16 protein-coding genes are annotated in these 16933 nt (G+C 39.8%); 12 read left to right on the top strand and 4 right to left on the bottom strand.

Annotated features, from left to right (window positions below):
- The first annotated feature begins 31 nt into the window (after positions 1–31).
- The 6 genes from TP70_RS03980 to moaA are packed head-to-tail and all read left to right on the top strand — an operon-like array spanning position 32 to position 4111.
- Complete coding sequence (locus TP70_RS03980) at positions 32–1291, top strand: molybdopterin molybdotransferase MoeA (protein ID WP_044359615.1); 1260 nt, start codon at positions 32–34, stop codon at positions 1289–1291.
- Positions 1288–1770 carry a molybdopterin-guanine dinucleotide biosynthesis protein B gene (gene mobB, locus TP70_RS03975; protein ID WP_044359614.1) on the top strand — a complete coding sequence of 161 codons (483 nt, stop codon included), beginning with the start codon at positions 1288–1290 and terminating at the stop codon, positions 1768–1770. The genes TP70_RS03980 and mobB overlap by 4 nt, the downstream gene beginning before the upstream one ends.
- On the top strand, positions 1767–2225 hold the full coding sequence (locus TP70_RS03970; RefSeq protein WP_044359613.1) for a molybdenum cofactor biosynthesis protein MoaE: 459 nt from the start codon (positions 1767–1769) through the stop codon (positions 2223–2225). Before mobB ends, TP70_RS03970 begins: the two co-directional genes overlap by 4 nt.
- Positions 2222–2455: a molybdopterin converting factor subunit 1 gene (gene moaD / locus TP70_RS03965; RefSeq protein ID WP_044359612.1), complete on the top strand. Its 234-nt coding sequence runs from the start codon at positions 2222–2224 to the stop codon at positions 2453–2455. The genes TP70_RS03970 and moaD overlap by 4 nt, the downstream gene beginning before the upstream one ends.
- 9 nt (positions 2456–2464) lie before the next feature.
- On the top strand, positions 2465–3067 hold the full coding sequence (gene mobA / locus TP70_RS03960; RefSeq protein WP_044359611.1) for a molybdenum cofactor guanylyltransferase MobA: 603 nt from the start codon (positions 2465–2467) through the stop codon (positions 3065–3067).
- A gap of 21 nt (positions 3068–3088) precedes the next feature.
- On the top strand, positions 3089–4111 hold the full coding sequence (gene moaA / locus TP70_RS03955) for a GTP 3',8-cyclase MoaA (protein ID WP_044359610.1): 1023 nt from the start codon (positions 3089–3091) through the stop codon (positions 4109–4111).
- 50 nt (positions 4112–4161) lie between these two features.
- Here moaA and TP70_RS03950 read toward each other — a convergent pair whose 3' ends face one another.
- Positions 4162–4614 (bottom strand): MarR family winged helix-turn-helix transcriptional regulator, encoded by a 453-nt coding sequence (locus TP70_RS03950; RefSeq protein WP_044359609.1) that lies wholly within the window; start codon positions 4612–4614, stop codon positions 4162–4164.
- A gap of 136 nt (positions 4615–4750) precedes the next feature.
- On the opposite strand from TP70_RS03950, the gene TP70_RS03945 reads away from it, so the two are divergent.
- The 4 genes from TP70_RS03945 to TP70_RS03930 all read left to right on the top strand — a co-directional run bounded on the left by TP70_RS03945 (position 4751) and on the right by TP70_RS03930 (position 11581).
- The gene (locus TP70_RS03945; protein ID WP_044359608.1) at positions 4751–5518 is read left to right on the top strand and encodes a VOC family protein; all 768 of its coding nucleotides are present in this window, start codon (positions 4751–4753) and stop codon (positions 5516–5518) included.
- A 190-nt stretch (positions 5519–5708) separates the two neighbouring features.
- Positions 5709–6968: a lipid II:glycine glycyltransferase FemX gene (locus tag TP70_RS03940; RefSeq protein ID WP_044359607.1), complete on the top strand. Its 1260-nt coding sequence runs from the start codon at positions 5709–5711 to the stop codon at positions 6966–6968.
- 226 nt (positions 6969–7194) lie between these two features.
- The gene (locus TP70_RS03935; RefSeq protein WP_044359606.1) at positions 7195–10323 is read left to right on the top strand and encodes an efflux RND transporter permease subunit; all 3129 of its coding nucleotides are present in this window, start codon (positions 7195–7197) and stop codon (positions 10321–10323) included.
- 103 nt (positions 10324–10426) lie between these two features.
- Positions 10427–11581 (top strand): aminotransferase class I/II-fold pyridoxal phosphate-dependent enzyme, encoded by a 1155-nt coding sequence (locus tag TP70_RS03930; RefSeq protein WP_044359605.1) that lies wholly within the window; start codon positions 10427–10429, stop codon positions 11579–11581.
- Positions 11582–11651: 70 nt separating this feature from the next.
- On the opposite strand, the gene mspA is transcribed toward TP70_RS03930, so the two are convergent.
- Both mspA and TP70_RS12375 read right to left on the bottom strand, forming a co-directional pair.
- A complete protein-coding gene (mspA, locus tag TP70_RS03925; protein ID WP_044359604.1) occupies positions 11652–11969 on the bottom strand; it encodes a membrane stabilizing protein MspA in 318 nt (105 codons plus the stop codon).
- Between the two features lie 155 nt (positions 11970–12124).
- Complete coding sequence (locus tag TP70_RS12375; RefSeq protein WP_169743601.1) at positions 12125–12289, bottom strand: SE1832 family protein; 165 nt, start codon at positions 12287–12289, stop codon at positions 12125–12127.
- Between the two features lie 112 nt (positions 12290–12401).
- Here TP70_RS12375 and TP70_RS03920 point away from each other — a divergent pair, with 112 nt between their 5' ends.
- Positions 12402–13316 (top strand): AEC family transporter, encoded by a 915-nt coding sequence (locus tag TP70_RS03920; protein ID WP_044359603.1) that lies wholly within the window; start codon positions 12402–12404, stop codon positions 13314–13316.
- A gap of 8 nt (positions 13317–13324) precedes the next feature.
- Here the strand turns inward: TP70_RS03920 and TP70_RS03915 are convergent, their stop codons facing one another.
- Positions 13325–14185 (bottom strand): GNAT family N-acetyltransferase, encoded by an 861-nt coding sequence (locus TP70_RS03915; RefSeq protein ID WP_044359602.1) that lies wholly within the window; start codon positions 14183–14185, stop codon positions 13325–13327.
- Positions 14186–14683: 498 nt separating this feature from the next.
- Between TP70_RS03915 and TP70_RS03910 the strand changes: the two genes are divergently transcribed.
- Complete coding sequence (locus TP70_RS03910) at positions 14684–16816, top strand: DNA topoisomerase III (RefSeq protein ID WP_044359601.1); 2133 nt, start codon at positions 14684–14686, stop codon at positions 16814–16816.
- Positions 16817–16933 lie beyond the last annotated feature (117 nt).

Raw genomic sequence — 16933 nt, 5'->3', positions numbered from 1 at the left:
AATTGAAAATTTTGTTAGGAGTGAAAAGTGTATGCCAGTCGAAAAAAGACATCCAATTCCAGTGAAAGAAGCGATACATCGTGTCCTACAACAAAAGATAGAAACAGCAGCAACGCACATCAGTTTATATGAATGTGAGGGCTATATTTTAGCTGAAGATATTAGCGCAACGTATGACATTCCACGTTTTGATAAGTCACCGTACGACGGTTTTGCGATTCGTAGTGAAGATTCGCACGGTGCGAGTGCTGACAACCGTGTTGGTTTTGAAGTAGTTGATCATATTGGTGCCGGTAGTGTATCGGATAAAACGCTACAACAAGGGCAAGCAGTGCGCATTATGACAGGCGCTCAAATGCCGTCAGGTGCCGATGCGGTTGTTATGCTTGAACAAACGGTTGAAACAGTGGACGGTTTTACATTGCGCAAGCCTTTTGAACATTTAGAGAACATATCTTTGAAAGGCGAGGAAACAGCAACAGGTGACGTGGTATTACACAAAGGCCAACGCATTAATGCAGGTGCTGTTGCAGTACTTGCGACATTTGGCTACGCTGAAGTACCAGTCTATCGCAAGCCGACTGCAGCGTTGATTGCGACGGGTAGTGAATTGCTGGACGTTGAAGATGAACTAGAACCGGGCAAAATCCGTAACTCCAACGGTCCAATGATTGCAGCGTTATTACAAAAAGAAGGCGTTGAAGTTGAACGCTATCATATACAAATGGATGATTATGAGCGTAGTCTAGCTGTCGTAACGTCTGCACTTGAAAAACACGATATGGTTATTACGACAGGCGGTGTTTCTGTCGGTGACTTTGACTATTTACCTGATATTTATCGTGCGCTCGGCGCAGAAGTGTTGTTTAACAAAATTGCGATGCGTCCAGGTAGTGTGACGACAGTTGCTGTGGCACAAGGCAAATATTTATTCGGACTGTCTGGCAATCCATCAGCTTGTTATTCAGGTTTTGAGCTATTTACGAAGCCAGCCATTTATCATATGATGGGCGCTACCAATTGTTACCCAGCCATGGTGCGAGCAACATTGATGGCAGATTTCAAAAAGGCAAATCCATTTACACGTTTTGTCCGTGCAAATGTAACGCTGACAGGTCGAGAAGCTACGGTACGGCCATCAGGTTTTAACAAGTCAGGTGCCGTCGTGTCGATTGCCCATAGCAATGGCATGATGATGTTGCCGGGGGGGACGAGAGGCTATCAAGTTGGACATGAAGTAGACGTATTGCTCACATCACCTGAAACGTATCAGCAGGAGTTGTATCTATGATTTTGCAAATTGTTGGTTATAAAAACAGTGGTAAAACAACGTTGATGACACATGCAGTTCAACGATTAAAAGCTGCACAATATACAGTTGTAACGATTAAGCATCATGGTCATGCAGGCGAAGAAATTGCATTGCCAGAAAATGTAGATCATATGCGCCATTTTAATGCAGGTGCAGATCAAAGTATTGTACAAGGACATGACTATGTTGAAACGATTCAACGTAACCGCTATCCAACACTTGAGACTTTGTTATCTGAGTGTGTTACGATGGACGACAGTATGATATTAGTAGAAGGCTACAAGCAGGCAACTTATCCGAAAGTCATCGTTTATCGAGATGAAGCGGAGTTACAAGCACTACAACAATTAGAAAACATACAGTATACCATGCAATTAACAGAAGATGGTTTCGACTATGAACATTTTGATAAATGGTTATTACAATGGATTAAAGATGGTGAAGGAGAGGTATCATGAAGCAATTTGAAGTGACAACAGCACCGATTGAACCAGAACAATATCGTCAATGGGTATTGAATGAAAAACAAGGCGCAGTCGTTGTATTTACAGGTCATGTCCGTGAATGGACGAAAGGCGTTCGTACGGAATACCTTGAATACGAGGCGTATGTGCCTATGGCTGAGAAAAAACTTGCACAAATTGGCGATGAAATTAGTGAACAATGGCCTGGCACAATTACAGCGATTGTTCATCGTATCGGTGCATTGGATATATCAGATATTGCAGTATGTATCAGCGTTTCTTCACCACACCGTAAAGATGCGTACGCTGCGAATGAATATGCGATTGAACGCATTAAAGAAGTTGTGCCAATATGGAAAAAAGAAATATGGGAAGACGGTGCTGAATGGCAAGGGCATCAGCGTGGGTATCATGAAGATGCTATCGAGAAGGGAGCGCAATCATCGTGAAAATATTGTATTTTGCAGAGATAAAAGAAAGACTAGATCGTGCTGAAGATACCTTTCATTTTGATTATGAAATTACAGTTGCAGATTTGAAAAAACATTTGTATGAGACATATCCTGTGATTCAAGGAAAGTCTTTTCAAGTAGCTATCAATGAAGAATTTGTACAAGAAGATGCACTTGTAATGCCGAATGACGTCGTAGCACTCATTCCGCCGGTTAGTGGAGGTTAAATAGTAGCGATGAAAGCCATTATATTAGCGGGTGGTCAATCTGTACGATTTCGCCAACCGAAAGCATTTGCCTCTATACAAGGCACGTTATTTTATCAACGTTTGATTCATACATTAGAAGCGACCAATATGTTCAGTGAGATTATTATAAGTAGTAATGCACAATTGGCAGATCAGTTTGAAAATGTCCGTGTTATTACAGATAGTGAAGCACACCGTGATAAAGGACCGTTGGCGGGTATTTATAGTGTGATGGAACAAGATGATGCAGATTTATATTTCGTTATTTCGGTCGATACGCCGATGGTTACACAGAAAGCCATCAGTCACTTATATCAATTTATGGTTGCTAACTTAATTGAATCTCAGTTAGATATTGCGGGCTTTGCATCAGACGGGTACCCGATTCCTACGATTGCATTTTACCATCGCAATGTCATGCCAATTATTGAATCAGTGCTCGCATCAGATGATTTAAGTATGAAGCATGTCTATAAACAAGTATCATCTAAATGGTTAGATGTGGAGACAATCGAACAACCTAAACAGTGGTATCGCAATATTAATTATCCTAGTGATTTAACAAAATTAGAGCACGAACTTGCAGAATAAAAGAGCGAAGGAGGGCGCAAGATGACAACACAAATATTAGACAAGCTTGGACGACCGATACGTGATTTGCGCATTTCCGTTACAGATCGTTGTAACTTCCGCTGTGATTACTGCATGCCGAAAGAAATATTTGGCGATGACTATGTCTTCTTACCGAAAAATGAATTGTTGACGTTTGAAGAAATTGTTCGTGTAACACGTATTTATGCACAAATGGGTGTGAAAAAAGTGCGTATTACGGGTGGAGAACCATTGTTACGTCGAGATTTAGATCAACTGATTGCGAAAATCAATGAAATTGACGGTATTGAAGATATTGGGCTGACAACGAACGGCTTATTACTTAAGAAACATGGTCAAAAGTTATATGATGCTGGTTTACGTCGGATTAACGTGAGTTTAGATGCGATTGATGATGAACTGTTTCAGTCGATAAATAATCGAAATATTAAAGCGTCAACGATTCTTGATCAAATAGACAGTGCCGTAAAAATGGGCTTTGAAGTAAAAGTGAATGTCGTTGTTCAAAAAGGTATGAATGATGATCAAATCGTACCAATGCTCGCATATTTTAAAGATAAAGATGTAACGATACGCTTTATTGAGTTTATGGACGTCGGTAATGACAACGGCTGGGACTTCAGCAAAGTGGTTACGAAAGATGAAATGCTTGAGATGATTCAACAAGCTTTTGAAATAGAACCTGTACCGCCGCGCTATTATGGCGAAGTGGCAAAATATTATCGTCATGTCGGTGCGAAGTCAAAATTTGGCCTTATTACAAGTGTCTCGGAATCATTTTGTTCAACTTGTACGAGAGCACGTTTGTCGTCTGACGGGAAGTTTTACGGATGCTTGTTCAGCACGGTTGACGGCTTTGATGTCAGAGGTCTATTGCGAAGTGAAGCCTCAGATGAAGCGGTACAAGAGACGTTAAAAGGGCTATGGCATGTAAGAGATGATCGATACTCTGACGAGCGAACAGAACAAACAGTCGCCAATAGACGCAAAAAGAAAATTAATATGAACTATATCGGTGGTTAATATAAAAAGTGCGTTTTGCAAGAGCTGATTATGCTCTTACACGGCGCACTTTATTTGTTTTCTGATTCGAGGCATTGAATTTTGGCAATCATATTTTTGTATAGCTGGTCGAGCAGTTGAATCGTTTGTTCAAGGTCGTCAGGTGTGATGTCGAGTGTAGCAGTAATCGTTGCTTGTTCTTTTCGAATATCTGCCATTAACGTGTGATAAATATGTTCACCTTCTTGAGATAACGTGAGTAGTTTTTCTCGTTTATCTTGACCTGGCTGAATGACTAGCCATTGGCGCTCATCTAAAACTTTTAAAATTTTACGTGTCGTTGGCTTTTCAATAGAGCGTCTTTTTGAAATTTGAACGAGTGTCGTTTGTGGATGATGATATATATCTTTTAAAATTAACCACTGTGCTGGATGGAGTTCGTATTTGTCCAAAAGTGGTTGTGCAATTTTGATGTAAGGTCGGTATAGTTTTGTAAAATGATCGAATAATGCGGTTACTTCCATTCAAGACGCTCCTTTCATATAATATCGACATTATAACACTTCAACGTGTGTAATGGGTTTGATAAATCTCATTCGAGCGTTAAAAGTCAATTTTTGGTAGAATAGAAACATCGAATCACAGTCAGGAGTGGTGATCATGGTAGATATCGAATTTGATCATATCATACATTATATTGATGGCTTAGATCATTTTGAATTCCCCGGGAAATACTTAGAAATTCAAAAAGGTGGCAGCCACGACAGCTTAGGTACTTATAATCGCCTTGTACAAATTAACTTGAGTTACATCGAATTACTCGATATTTTTAATCAAGGTAAGATGAAACAACAATCGAAAACGCCAGAAGGTAAATATTCGTTTGCAACATCTATTATCGAGAATGGCTACAAACAAGGTTTTAAGAAAATATGTTTCAGAACACATGATATTCATAAACTAAAAGAACAATTTTTAGCACGTGGCTTGGAAGTTGTTGGGCCAGTGCATATGACGCGTGAAAATAAAAAAGGGCATGTGCTTCAATGGCAGTTGCTCTATGTGAATAATCATCATTTTGATATGATGATGCCGTTCTTTATTCAATGGGATAAGACGGACGAAGAAAGAGAAGCCGATTTAAAAGAAACGTTTCAAAGTCAACTTGCGATTGATATGATTGAGTTTCATTCACATCAACGTCAAACGATGGTTGAGAACTGGAAACAGTGGTTTGATATGGAAATCGTTGAAACAACGGATAAGTACACAATACTGGAAAGCCCAGCGAAAAAGGTAAAGTTTAAAATTGTAGAAGGCAAGGACGACAGTATTGAAGGCGTACACTTTATTGATTCAACAATCACGGCACCACTACTCATTAGAACGCGCGGTGGCAGTTATCATTTCAAACCCGCACAAGCATAACAAAATATGATATGATTACGCATTGAGTGGTCATCGCTATCCGAGAATGATTGCAGGAATTAAAGGGTAACGTATGCACATTTTGAATTAAAAAATGGATTGGGACTGTGAAACTTTTAGTAAAAAGAGATGTTAGTCCCACACCTTGATACTTAAAAAGAAGAATGAAAAATTAAAGGAGCTTTATATCATGAAATTGATGAATATTACCGATCAAGCGCACGATGCGTTTGTTAAGGCACATCCTAATGGAGACCTTTTACAGCTCACACAGTGGGGAGAAACAAAGAAACTGACTGGCTGGTATACGAAACGTATCGCAGTGGGAGAAAACGGCGAGATTCATGGTGTTGCACAACTTTTATTTAAAAAGATTCCACGTACGCCTTATACACTATGTTATGCGTCGAGAGGATTTGTTGTCGATTATTCCGATCAACGTGCGGTCAAAACTTTGTTAGTAGAAGCAATTAAAGTTGCAAAACAAGAAAAAGCCTATACGATCAAAATCGATCCTGACGTTGAAGTAGAACAAGGTATGACAGTCGTTCAAGATTTGAAATCACTCGGGTTTAGACATAAAGGGTTTAAAGACGGGTTATCAAAAGACTACATTCAACCACGTATGACGATGATTACACCGATTGATAAGTCAGATGAAGCGTTGATTAAGAGTTTCAATACAAATCATCGGTCAAAAGTTCGCGCTGCAATGAAGCGTGGCACAACGGTTGAACGTGTTGGTCGTGAATACTTAGGGATTTTTGCCGACTTGATGAAAGAAACAGGTGAGCGTGATGGCTTTTTAACACGTGATGTTTCTTACTTTGAAACCATTTATGATGCGCTTCATCCAGATGGTGATGCAGAGTTGTTTCTTGTGAAGCTTGACCCGACGCACGTATTAGAAGTGTTGCGCGCGGATAAAGCACAGTTAAAAGCTGAAGAGGCGGCATTGTTAGAAAAAAATCAAGAGAACAAAAAAGTACGCAACAAGTTAAAGGACGTACAATTACAATTGCCAAAGAAACAGCAAGCAATCACTGAAATGGAAGAACTTGAACAAAAGCACCCTGACGGCGTTTATTTATCAGGTGCGTTATTGATGTTCTGCGGTAAAAAAGCGTATTACCTTTACGGTGCATCTTCAAACCAATATCGTAAGTTTTTACCAAATCATCACATGCAAATTGAAATGATGAAATATGCACGTGAAAAAGGTGCAACGACTTATGACTTTGGTGGTACGGATAATGCACCAGACAAAGATTCTGCGCATTTCGGTTTGTGGGAATTCAAACGTATGTGGGGAACGTACTTAAGCGAAAAAATCGGGGAGTTTGATTACGTTTTAAACCCTATTTTATATCGCTTGATTGAACAATTTAAGCCACAAGTGACGAATATGAAAATTAAAGTCGTGCGTAAATTACAAGCACGTAAGAAATAGTTGACGAACATGTGTCCATCTCATATTGCATCTAAGAAAGAACGATATAGAGATGGGCTTTTTTGTGGCGTCGTACAGTACGAATCGGTACAATAGTGTAGATTGCAATAAAGTTTGTTTTGAAACTAAAAGGAAAGACATTGGCTACGAAGAAAAGGCGTTCGTTCCTTTGTCGAGGTGTACGCAACGTGTTCGTACACCAATCTTATGAGAGGGGTAACAAATAGTGGTAAAAAAGCTAATTGATTTTTCATTGTCGAATAAATTTGCCATTATGCTGATGGTGTTACTTGTCATATTAGGTGGCGTGTTCGCAAGCTTTAAGATGAAGTTAGAGCTGCTGCCAGATACCGAACCACCTATGTTGACAATAACGACAACGATGCCGGGTGCAACACCTGAAACGGTCATGAAAGAGGTGAGTGACCCGATAGATGAAGCGATTCGTGGCATGTCAGACGTATCAAGTGTGAAAACTGAGTCACTTGCGAACGCATCGTTGATAACCGTCAAGTTTAATGAGCAAACAGATATGGACCGTGCGGAACAAGATATTGATAAAGTCTTGAAAAAACTAGAGTTTGAAGAAGGGGTTGAAAAGCCTGAAATTCAACGTAACTCGCTTTATGCGTTCCCAGTCGTTGCGTATTCTATCCTGCACGAAAACAATGATATTAAACAAAGTACACAAGATGTAGAGAACAACTTAATTCCTAAACTTCAAGAAATAGATGGTGTGCAACGTGCGACAGTCAATGGACAAACGAGTCGCCGCGTGAACATAGAATTTGATGATAAAAAATTAGGCACAGCAGGGCTTAATCAAAAACAAGTGATTGATTATATAGAGGCAGCAACGAAAGAAGTGCCACTCGGCTTGTTCCAATTTGGCGATACAGAGAAATCTATCGTTATTGACGGTCAATTTGCCTCTGTAGACGCATTGAAAAAGATGGAAATCCCGTTATCTATTGCACAACAGCAAAGTGATGATTCAGAAGGCGCATCCGCACCAAGTCCGTCATCACAAACAAATGCGTCACAGCAACAATCCATTCCATTACAAGATGTTGCGAAAGTGACGTTAGCAGATGAACGTGAATCGATTTCACGTACGAACGGTAAAGATGCGGTAGACATCCAAATTATTAAAGCGCAAGATGCCAATACTGTTGCAGTTGCGAAAGAAGTAGATAAGACGATTCAGCAGTTTGTCGATGAACGTAAAGATTTAAAAGCTGTTCAAATTATGGATACAGCCAAACCAATCCAAGACTCGTTGAATACGATGATAGAAAAAGCATTGATCGGTTCAATCGTCGCAGTGATTGTGATTATGTTGTTTTTACGCAACTTCCGTATGACAGCTATTTCAATTGTGTCAATTCCACTATCACTTTTGATTGCGATGGTTGCATTGAAGCTCACTGACGTATCATTGAACATTTTAACGTTAGGTGCGTTAACAGTGGCAATCGGTCGTGTGATTGACGACTCCATTGTTGTTATTGAAAATATCTATCGACGACTGACGCGTTCTGATGAACCGTTATCCGGTGACCATCTTATCGTTTCAGCAACGAAAGAAGTGTTTATTCCGATTATGTCATCGACGATTGTAACGATTGTCGTATTTGCACCGCTTGCATTTGTAACGGGAATGGTTGGACAAATGTTCCGCCCATTTGCTTACGCTGTTACATTTAGCTTGCTCGCATCGTTACTCGTATCAATTACGATTGTGCCAGTGCTAGGCTCTGTCTTTTTCAAACGCGGTTTACCTAAAAAGACGACAGCCCATGTTGGCGTTGTCGGACAGCGTTATAAACGTATATTGGGATGGAGCTTAGATCATAAATGGATTGTGATGTTGATTAGTACATTCTTATTAATCGCAAGTATCGGTCTCGGTGTGATGAAAGTAGGTACAAGCTTTATTTCGGCAGGCGACAATAAATTTATGGCACTCACATATTCGCCAAAACCGGGGGAAACAGAAGAAAATGTATTGAAACATGCAGAAGCGGTAGAGCGCTATCTACAGAAAAACAAGTATGTTGAGAACGTACAATATTCTGTTGGGGGCGCTTCGCCTGTCGATCCAACAGGTAGTACGAACAGCATGGCGTTAATGGTACAGTATGACACGCAAACGCCGAATTTTGATGAAGAACCTGAACGTGTGTTAGATCATATTAAAACATTCAAACATCCGGGAGACTGGAAAAATCTTGATATGAGTACAGGTGCCACATCTAATGAATTAAATGTTCAAGTAACAGGGCCTTCACCAGAACGTTTAGAAGGCACGGTTAACAAAATTACAAAAATGATGCAAAATATTGATGGCTTAACGAATGTGAAAGCAGACTTAGCTGAAACGTACGAACAGTATCAAGTCAAGGTTGATTCGGACAAGGCTGGAGAATACGGCATTACAGCAGGTCAGCTTGCGATGATGTTAAATGCCAACATTCCTGATACGACTGTGTCAAAAGTGAAAGAAGACGCACAAACTTATGATGTCGTTGTGAAACAGAAAAAAGAAACAGAATGGACACAGCAGAAACTTGAACAAACACCTATTCCATCTGCATCCGGAGAAATTGTGACATTGAGTGATATTGCAACGTTAGAAAAATCATCGACGCCGAACAAGCTTATTAAAGAAGGTGGCGATTATGCGACAACCATTAAAGGTACAATTTCTGGTGATGATGTAGGAGCAGTTTCTCAAGATGTGATGAAGGGGCTGAATAAAATTGATAAACCGAATGATGTGAAGACATCACTTGGTGGTACGAATGAAGATATTGAATCGGCATTCTCGCAATTAATGTTGGCGATGTTAGCCGCAATCTTAATCGTCTATCTCGTGCTAGTGCTAACGTTTAAAGGTGGCTTAGCACCATTTACAATTCTGTTCTCATTACCATATACAGTCATTGGGGTTGTGCTTGCACTTATTTTCACAGGCGAGACGTTATCTGTACCAAGCATGATTGGTATGTTAATGCTGATTGGTATCGTTGTAACGAACGCGATTGTATTAATTGATCGAGTGATTAACAACGAAGCAGCGGGCATGCCGATGAAGGAAGCGTTACTAGAAGCAGGCGGTACACGTATTCGTCCTATTTTAATGACAGCAATTGCTACAATCGGTGCATTAATTCCGTTATTGTTCGGTCAAGACAATTCTGTGTTGATTTCTAAAGGTTTAGCTGCGACAGTGATTGGTGGGCTATTATCTTCAACACTACTAACATTAATTGTCGTACCAGTTATTTATGAAGTGTTATTTACCCTTAAAAAGAGATTGACGAAAAAGTCTGAAAACATTGACGTACGTTAATTCCTTCTGTAAGATGAAAATATTATAAAATCTCGTTGCAAGAGATCGTGAAGCTGAGGCATACATAAGTGTCTCAGCTTCTGCTACATATAGGGGGGATAGCATGGCATACACAAGTATATTAAAACAAATTCCAGACAGTTATTTTGGAAAAACGATGGGGCGTAAAGTCACCCACGGCCCGTTACCGCTCATCAACTTGGCGGTTGGTATTCCAGATGCAGACACGCCACAACGTATATTAGACGCATTAGCTGAGGCGATTGTGAAGCCTGAAAACCAAAAGTATTTAGCATTCCAAGGAAAAGCACATTTTAAAGAAGCGATTGTCGCATTTTACAAGCGTCATTTTGGGGTAACATTAAATCCGGAAACAGAGGTGTGTTTATTTTACGGCACAAAAAATGGTTTAGTCGCATTGCCCACGTGTGTTATCGAACCAGGCGATGAAATGCTACTGCCGGATCCCGGCTATACGGACTATGAAGCGGGTGTACATCTAGCACATGGGGTGCCGAAACGATTGAAGTTATCGCCAGTACACCATTATTTACCGCAGTGGGATGATGTGGATACGTCTCAAACGAAATTGATTTATTTGACGTATCCGAACAATCCAACAGGTTCAGTTGCCACACCAGCATTTTTTCAAGACACGATTGATCGTTTTCATGGCACACCTACAAAAATTGTGCATGATTTTGCGTATCAAGCATTCGGTTTTGATGCACCGAATCCAAGTATATTGTCCGCTAAAGGGGCGAAAGATGTTGCGGTGGAAGTTTTTTCGTTTTCTAAAGGGTATAACATGTCAGGCTATCGTGTAGGGTTTGCTGTTGGAAATGCTGAGATCATTGCTAACTTACAAAAATACCATACACATACACAAGCAGGGATGTATGGCGCATTGCAAGATGCGTGTACAGTCGCTTTAAATGAATGTGACGATGTGTTAGAAACGCAAAGTGAAGTATTTCGTAAACGCCGTGATATGATTGAAGATGTACTGACAAAACACAACATTCCACATGAGCCGATTACAGGTGGGATTTTCTTATGGTTGCAATGCCCACCACGTATGACGAGCGATGAATTTATTGCGTATTTATTACAAGAACAGTCGATATTGGCAGCACCGGGACATCCATTTGGCGAAGAAGGGGAAGGTTATGTACGTGTGTCTTTTGCCATTGACGAAACACAGTTGACAGAAGCACTCGAGCGTTTAGCGACGCTCGAATCGTTATACAATAAATAAAATAAAGAGCCTTTAATGACCCTCATCGTGTAAGGGAAACATTAAAGGCTTTTATGTATAGATGTAGCGTTTAAACGACCATAATTGTTACAGCAATATAGACGAGTAAGATGAAAAGGGTCATCATATTTAATATTTGGACACCTTTTTGATCTTGTTTGTAATGTTTAAAAGCTGTAACTTCTACGTTACCTATGAGCATAAGTAATACAGCTAACAACCACCATGTTTCAGATGGGTAATATAAGAGTGATGTTGCGACAACAATGATAAGTAAAACAGCCATTAATAAGCGCAAAATTTTCGGTAACAATATATCCATTTTAAAAATACTGATATATGCCACGATGAGATACATCAATGGTAACAGAATAAGGTAAACTAACATTGGGATACATCCTTTCTATGAGCCAACCATTCGGATAGCTGTGCCAAAACATAGCAAAATGATATCGGTATAGCTCAGAAAATCCATTTTGCTGTGATTGCCAGTCATTTGTGAAGTCGAGTGTATATGTTTTAATGCTTAAACTGAATGTGTAGCTATGTACGGAGCTTTGCGCGTACTTCAGCAATTTGTTTCTCAATCGCTTCGAGTTGCTTAATGAGCGGATCTACTTGTTGTGCCGTTGATTCTCGCTTTTCTAAATCGCCTTGTAAACGAACATAATCCATTTTAAGCTCTTCTAATTGTTGTGCTAAGTCCATACAACATCCTCCTTGTTTCAATTGTAATAATTATAGCATGTTACCATTGCAATAATAAAACTTTTTACAGTACGATATATCAGTAGTAATCAAATGTTAAGGGGGGAGATACATGACTGCGAAATTTTTAACGATATTATTACTTATTGCGATTGGTTATATATTAAAGCGACTTGGCTTTATTTCAGGTAAAGATAGCCGCGTCATCTCGACGTTAGTGTTGAACCTGACGTTGCCAGCCGTTGTAATCGTCAATTTAAATGACGTCGTACTTACGCCATCACTATCTATTTTACCCGTGATGATGGTGGTATACGGTATCATTGCGAAAATACTGATCGTTATGATGTTTCTTAAATACAATAATGAAATACGTGGTACGGTTGCGATCATGATGGGCAGTTTAAATATTGGTATTTTTGCATATCCACTCGTTCAACAAATATGGCCCGACAAAGGACTTATTTATTTCGGTATGGCTGACATCGGTGGTGCAATCGTTATGTTTGGGATGACGTATTTTGCGGCATCCTACTTTAAAAATGTGAGTGGTGGACTAGATCCTAAGAGAATGGTAATGAACTTAATCAAATCTGTGCCACTCATGACATATGTTGTGATGCTATGCCTCAATCTCGTTCATATCCATTTACCAGACCCAGTCATTCAATTTTTCGATGTTATCGGCGCAGCTAACTTACCACTTTCTATGATTTTGCTCGGTGTACTTATGGACTTTAAAATAGACCGTCGTTTTCTACCGCTTACGCTTAAATATTTAGGTGTGCATTATGGCTTCGGGTTTTTATGCGGCACACTCGTTTACTTTTTCTTGCCAGTTAACGATGAGATGATCAAAACGACATTGCAATTGATATGGCTCATGCCTGTTGGTGTTGCCGCGTTGTCTTATGCGATGCAATTTCGCTATCGCACATTACCGGTTATCGCTATGGCGAGTAACATTACAATCGTTATTAGCATTATCATTGTGTATGTGTACCAAGCCCTCTTTGTTGGTGGATAAACAGTTCATTAAAAACAACACTTAAACTTATGGTATTCATGTTTAATATGGAAACCGAGCGTATCAAAGCGAGAGACGAGTTCGTGATTTTTACTTCTAATTTTAAAGTGAACACTGTCTAAGCCGTCGCGTGTACATGCAAGGTATATCGCATGCTGAATCAAGTCAAACGCAATACCTTTTAATCGGTAGTCTGAGTGTGAAGAAAAATATTTAATTTCTGCACAGTGATTGTCACGGTCGTATACAAGATACAAGTAGCCTTTTAATAATCCTTCAGCAACATATAAGAAAAGCTGATGGTCATCGTCGAGCGTCTCCGTAATCTCTTGTGCAGTCATGGCATGATGTACAAAGGTCTTTTCGTGCAACTTTTGAAAATGACGAAAATAAACGGGTACATAATCTATAATCAGATGGGCTTGTTCTGTTTCGCCCAAGTCGTGTGACGCTTCTAAATAATAGTCAGTGAACGTGTAGGCTGCACCGATAGACTTCATATAAGCTTTAATAGCAGGATGTGCCGTTGAATAAGCGAAATAATATGTTGAAGGGCGTGCATGATGTGCTGTTGCGTCGTCAAACAACTTTTTCAAATCAGACTCTGTAAAAGTTGCGCCTTGTTCATATATTGGCCCAATGACTTGATATCTATTGTCGGCATAGGGCGTGCAAATAAGGACCATTTGAATATGTCCATCGTCTTCTGTGACGTGGAGCGTACTATTATCGTGTGCATTGGATAAGTATGTGCATAACGTTTCATCGTCATGGACAGGCAGTTTGTGCGTATAGGACTGGTTGACAGAGAGATTCGCTTGAATAAACGAAGCGATACGAGAAATATTTGGAATGCGTTGCGTTTTCATTGTCTGCCCCCTAATGTATCAATTTATCTTTATTATAAAGTTTTTATGTAGTAAATCAAAATATCGACAAGTGAAGCGGTACAGAAAGCTAATTTTGGCAAAAAGATTTCTGTACCCCCGCATCAGCAAGCATGTATCGAGGTTGTAAGCCAAGCGATTAGGATTTGTGAAGAATCCGAGATATGCGCAAAATTGTTTTCTAATTTTGTTGAATTGCGGAATTTTGCCGCGCGAACACGGACAATAGAAGTTTTGCAGTAGCTGACTGATATGTGCTTTGTAAGGGGAATACAACGAAATCAATATTTCTGTAGTGCACCCCAAGGTTGTTAAAACACATTTTCACTTCAGATACCTACTGCTATTTACTGACTTATTTACGAGAAAACACCCCCTAAATCCCAGTTCCAAAATACAACATGGTACAATCAAATTAAAAGACGTAAAATTAATAAATGAAATATAGAATAAGCGGCATATTTTAAAAGGAGATCAATTATGAAAGCATTAATTTTAGCTGAGAAACCGTCAGTCGGTCGTGATATTGCGAAAGCTTTACAAGTGAATACAGCGAAAAATGGTTATTTCGAAAATAACACGTATATCGTGACATGGGCGCTTGGTCATTTAGTAACCAATGCGACGCCAGAGCAATACGATAAAACATTACAACAATGGCGTATGGAAGATTTACCGATTCTTCCAAAACATATGAAAACCGTCATTATTAATAAGACACGAAAACAATTTAATACGGTACAACATTTAATGAAACGAGAAGATGTCAAACAAATTATTATTGCCACTGACGCTGGTCGTGAAGGTGAGCTCGTTGCACGTCTTATTATTGATAAAGCACGAATTCAAAAGCCGATTAAACGCTTATGGATCAGCTCTGTTACAACAAAAGCAATACGTGATGGTTTTAAACATCTCAAAGATGGCAAGCAATATAACAATTTGTATCAAGCGGCATTGGCGAGAAGTGAAGCGGATTGGATTGTCGGTATTAATGCGACACGCGCCCTTACGACGAAATATGATGCACAATTATCACTCGGACGTGTACAAACCCCAACGATACAACTGGTACACCTTCGCCAACAAGAAATTAAGGCGTTCAAACCACAAGATTACTTTACGTTAGCGATTAACTTAAAAGGTGTTAAGTTTGACTACCAACATGATCGACGTGTGCTGGACCGCCATAAGTTGGAAACACGCGTTGAACAAATAGCGAATACACAAGCGGAAATCATGTCTGTCGAGACGAAACAAAAGAAAGCTTATCCAAATACTTTGTTCAACTTGACGGATTTGCAACAAGCCGCGTATCAGCGCTATCATCTTGGTGCAAAGCAGACGTTAAATACGCTGCAACAACTTTATGAACGTCATAAGCTTGTAACGTATCCGAGAACAGACTCTAATTATTTAACAACGGATATGGTAGGGACTCTGAAGGAACGTTTACAAGCGACGATGGGAACGGAATATCGTGACGTGGCGAAGTCGTTAGTCCAACAAAAGTTTGATGTGAAAGCCAAGTATATCAATAATCAAAAAGTATCAGACCACCATGCGATTATTCCGACGGAGGTACGTCCGAACATGCATGACCTAACACCGACTGAGCAAAAGGTCTATTTACTTATCGTGCAACGCTTTTTGGAAGTGTTATCACCACCTTATCGTTATATCGAACAAAAAGTGATTGCACGTGCGGGAGATGCCACGTTTGTGAATCAAATGCAACAGCCTGTTGAACTCGGCTTCAAGCGTGTACAAACGACGGCGATGCGCCAGGACGAAACGCCGAAGTTTGAGAAGGGAGAGCGCTTGAAGGTGCAGGAACCGGTGATTCAGACACATCAAACGACTCCACCGCCTTATTTCAATGAGGGGACTTTGTTGAAAGCGATGGAGCGCCCAGATAAGTTCTTTGAGTTGCGCGACAAGAAGTCCGCTCAAACGCTGAAGGCAACGGGGGGCATTGGTACGGTTGCGACACGCGCAGACATTATCGATAAATTATATAGTATGAATGCAATTGAAAGCCAAGGCGGCAATATTAAAGTGACTTCAAAAGGGCGACAAATACTTGAACTCGCACCGGAAGCACTTACGTCCCCGTTAATGACCGCTGAGTGGGAAGATAAGTTGTTGCGTATTGAAAAAGGACAACTTCAGCGCAAGCAATTTATCGGTGAAATGAAAGATTTCACGAAACAAATTATTGAAGAAATTAAGAATAGTGCGCAACAGTACAAGCACGACAATCTTACGTCAGCAGAATGCCCAACGTGTGGCAAGTTTATGTTGCGTGTTAAAACGAAGAATGGCTCGATGCTCGTTTGTCAGGATCCGAGCTGCAAGACGAAAAAAGATGTAAAGACACAAACGAAAGCACGCTGTCCACAATGTAAAAAACGTTTAACGAAGTTCGGTGTCGGTAAGCAAGCAACGTACCGCTGTAGCTGTGGCTATACAGAAACACAAGAACAAATGGACAAGCGTTTTAAAAAAAAAGGTAAAGACAAAGTGTCTAAACGAGAAATGAAAAAATATATGAAAGATGAGCAATTGGAAAACAATCCATTTAAAGAAGCGTTAAAAGGATTGAAAGGATAAGTGTCCGAAAATCGAACATAATCTCAAAAAAATGATATAAAGTTCGTATTTGTTATTGAAATTCTGTAATGCCCGTATTAGAATAAATGAGTATTTTAAATAAAGGAGCCAATTACA

The sequence above is a fragment of the Staphylococcus microti genome, from assembly GCF_000934465.1.
Classification (GTDB): domain Bacteria; phylum Bacillota; class Bacilli; order Staphylococcales; family Staphylococcaceae; genus Staphylococcus; species Staphylococcus microti.
Note: the sequence above shows the minus strand (reverse complement) of the source record. Positions and strands in the feature narration are given on the sequence as shown.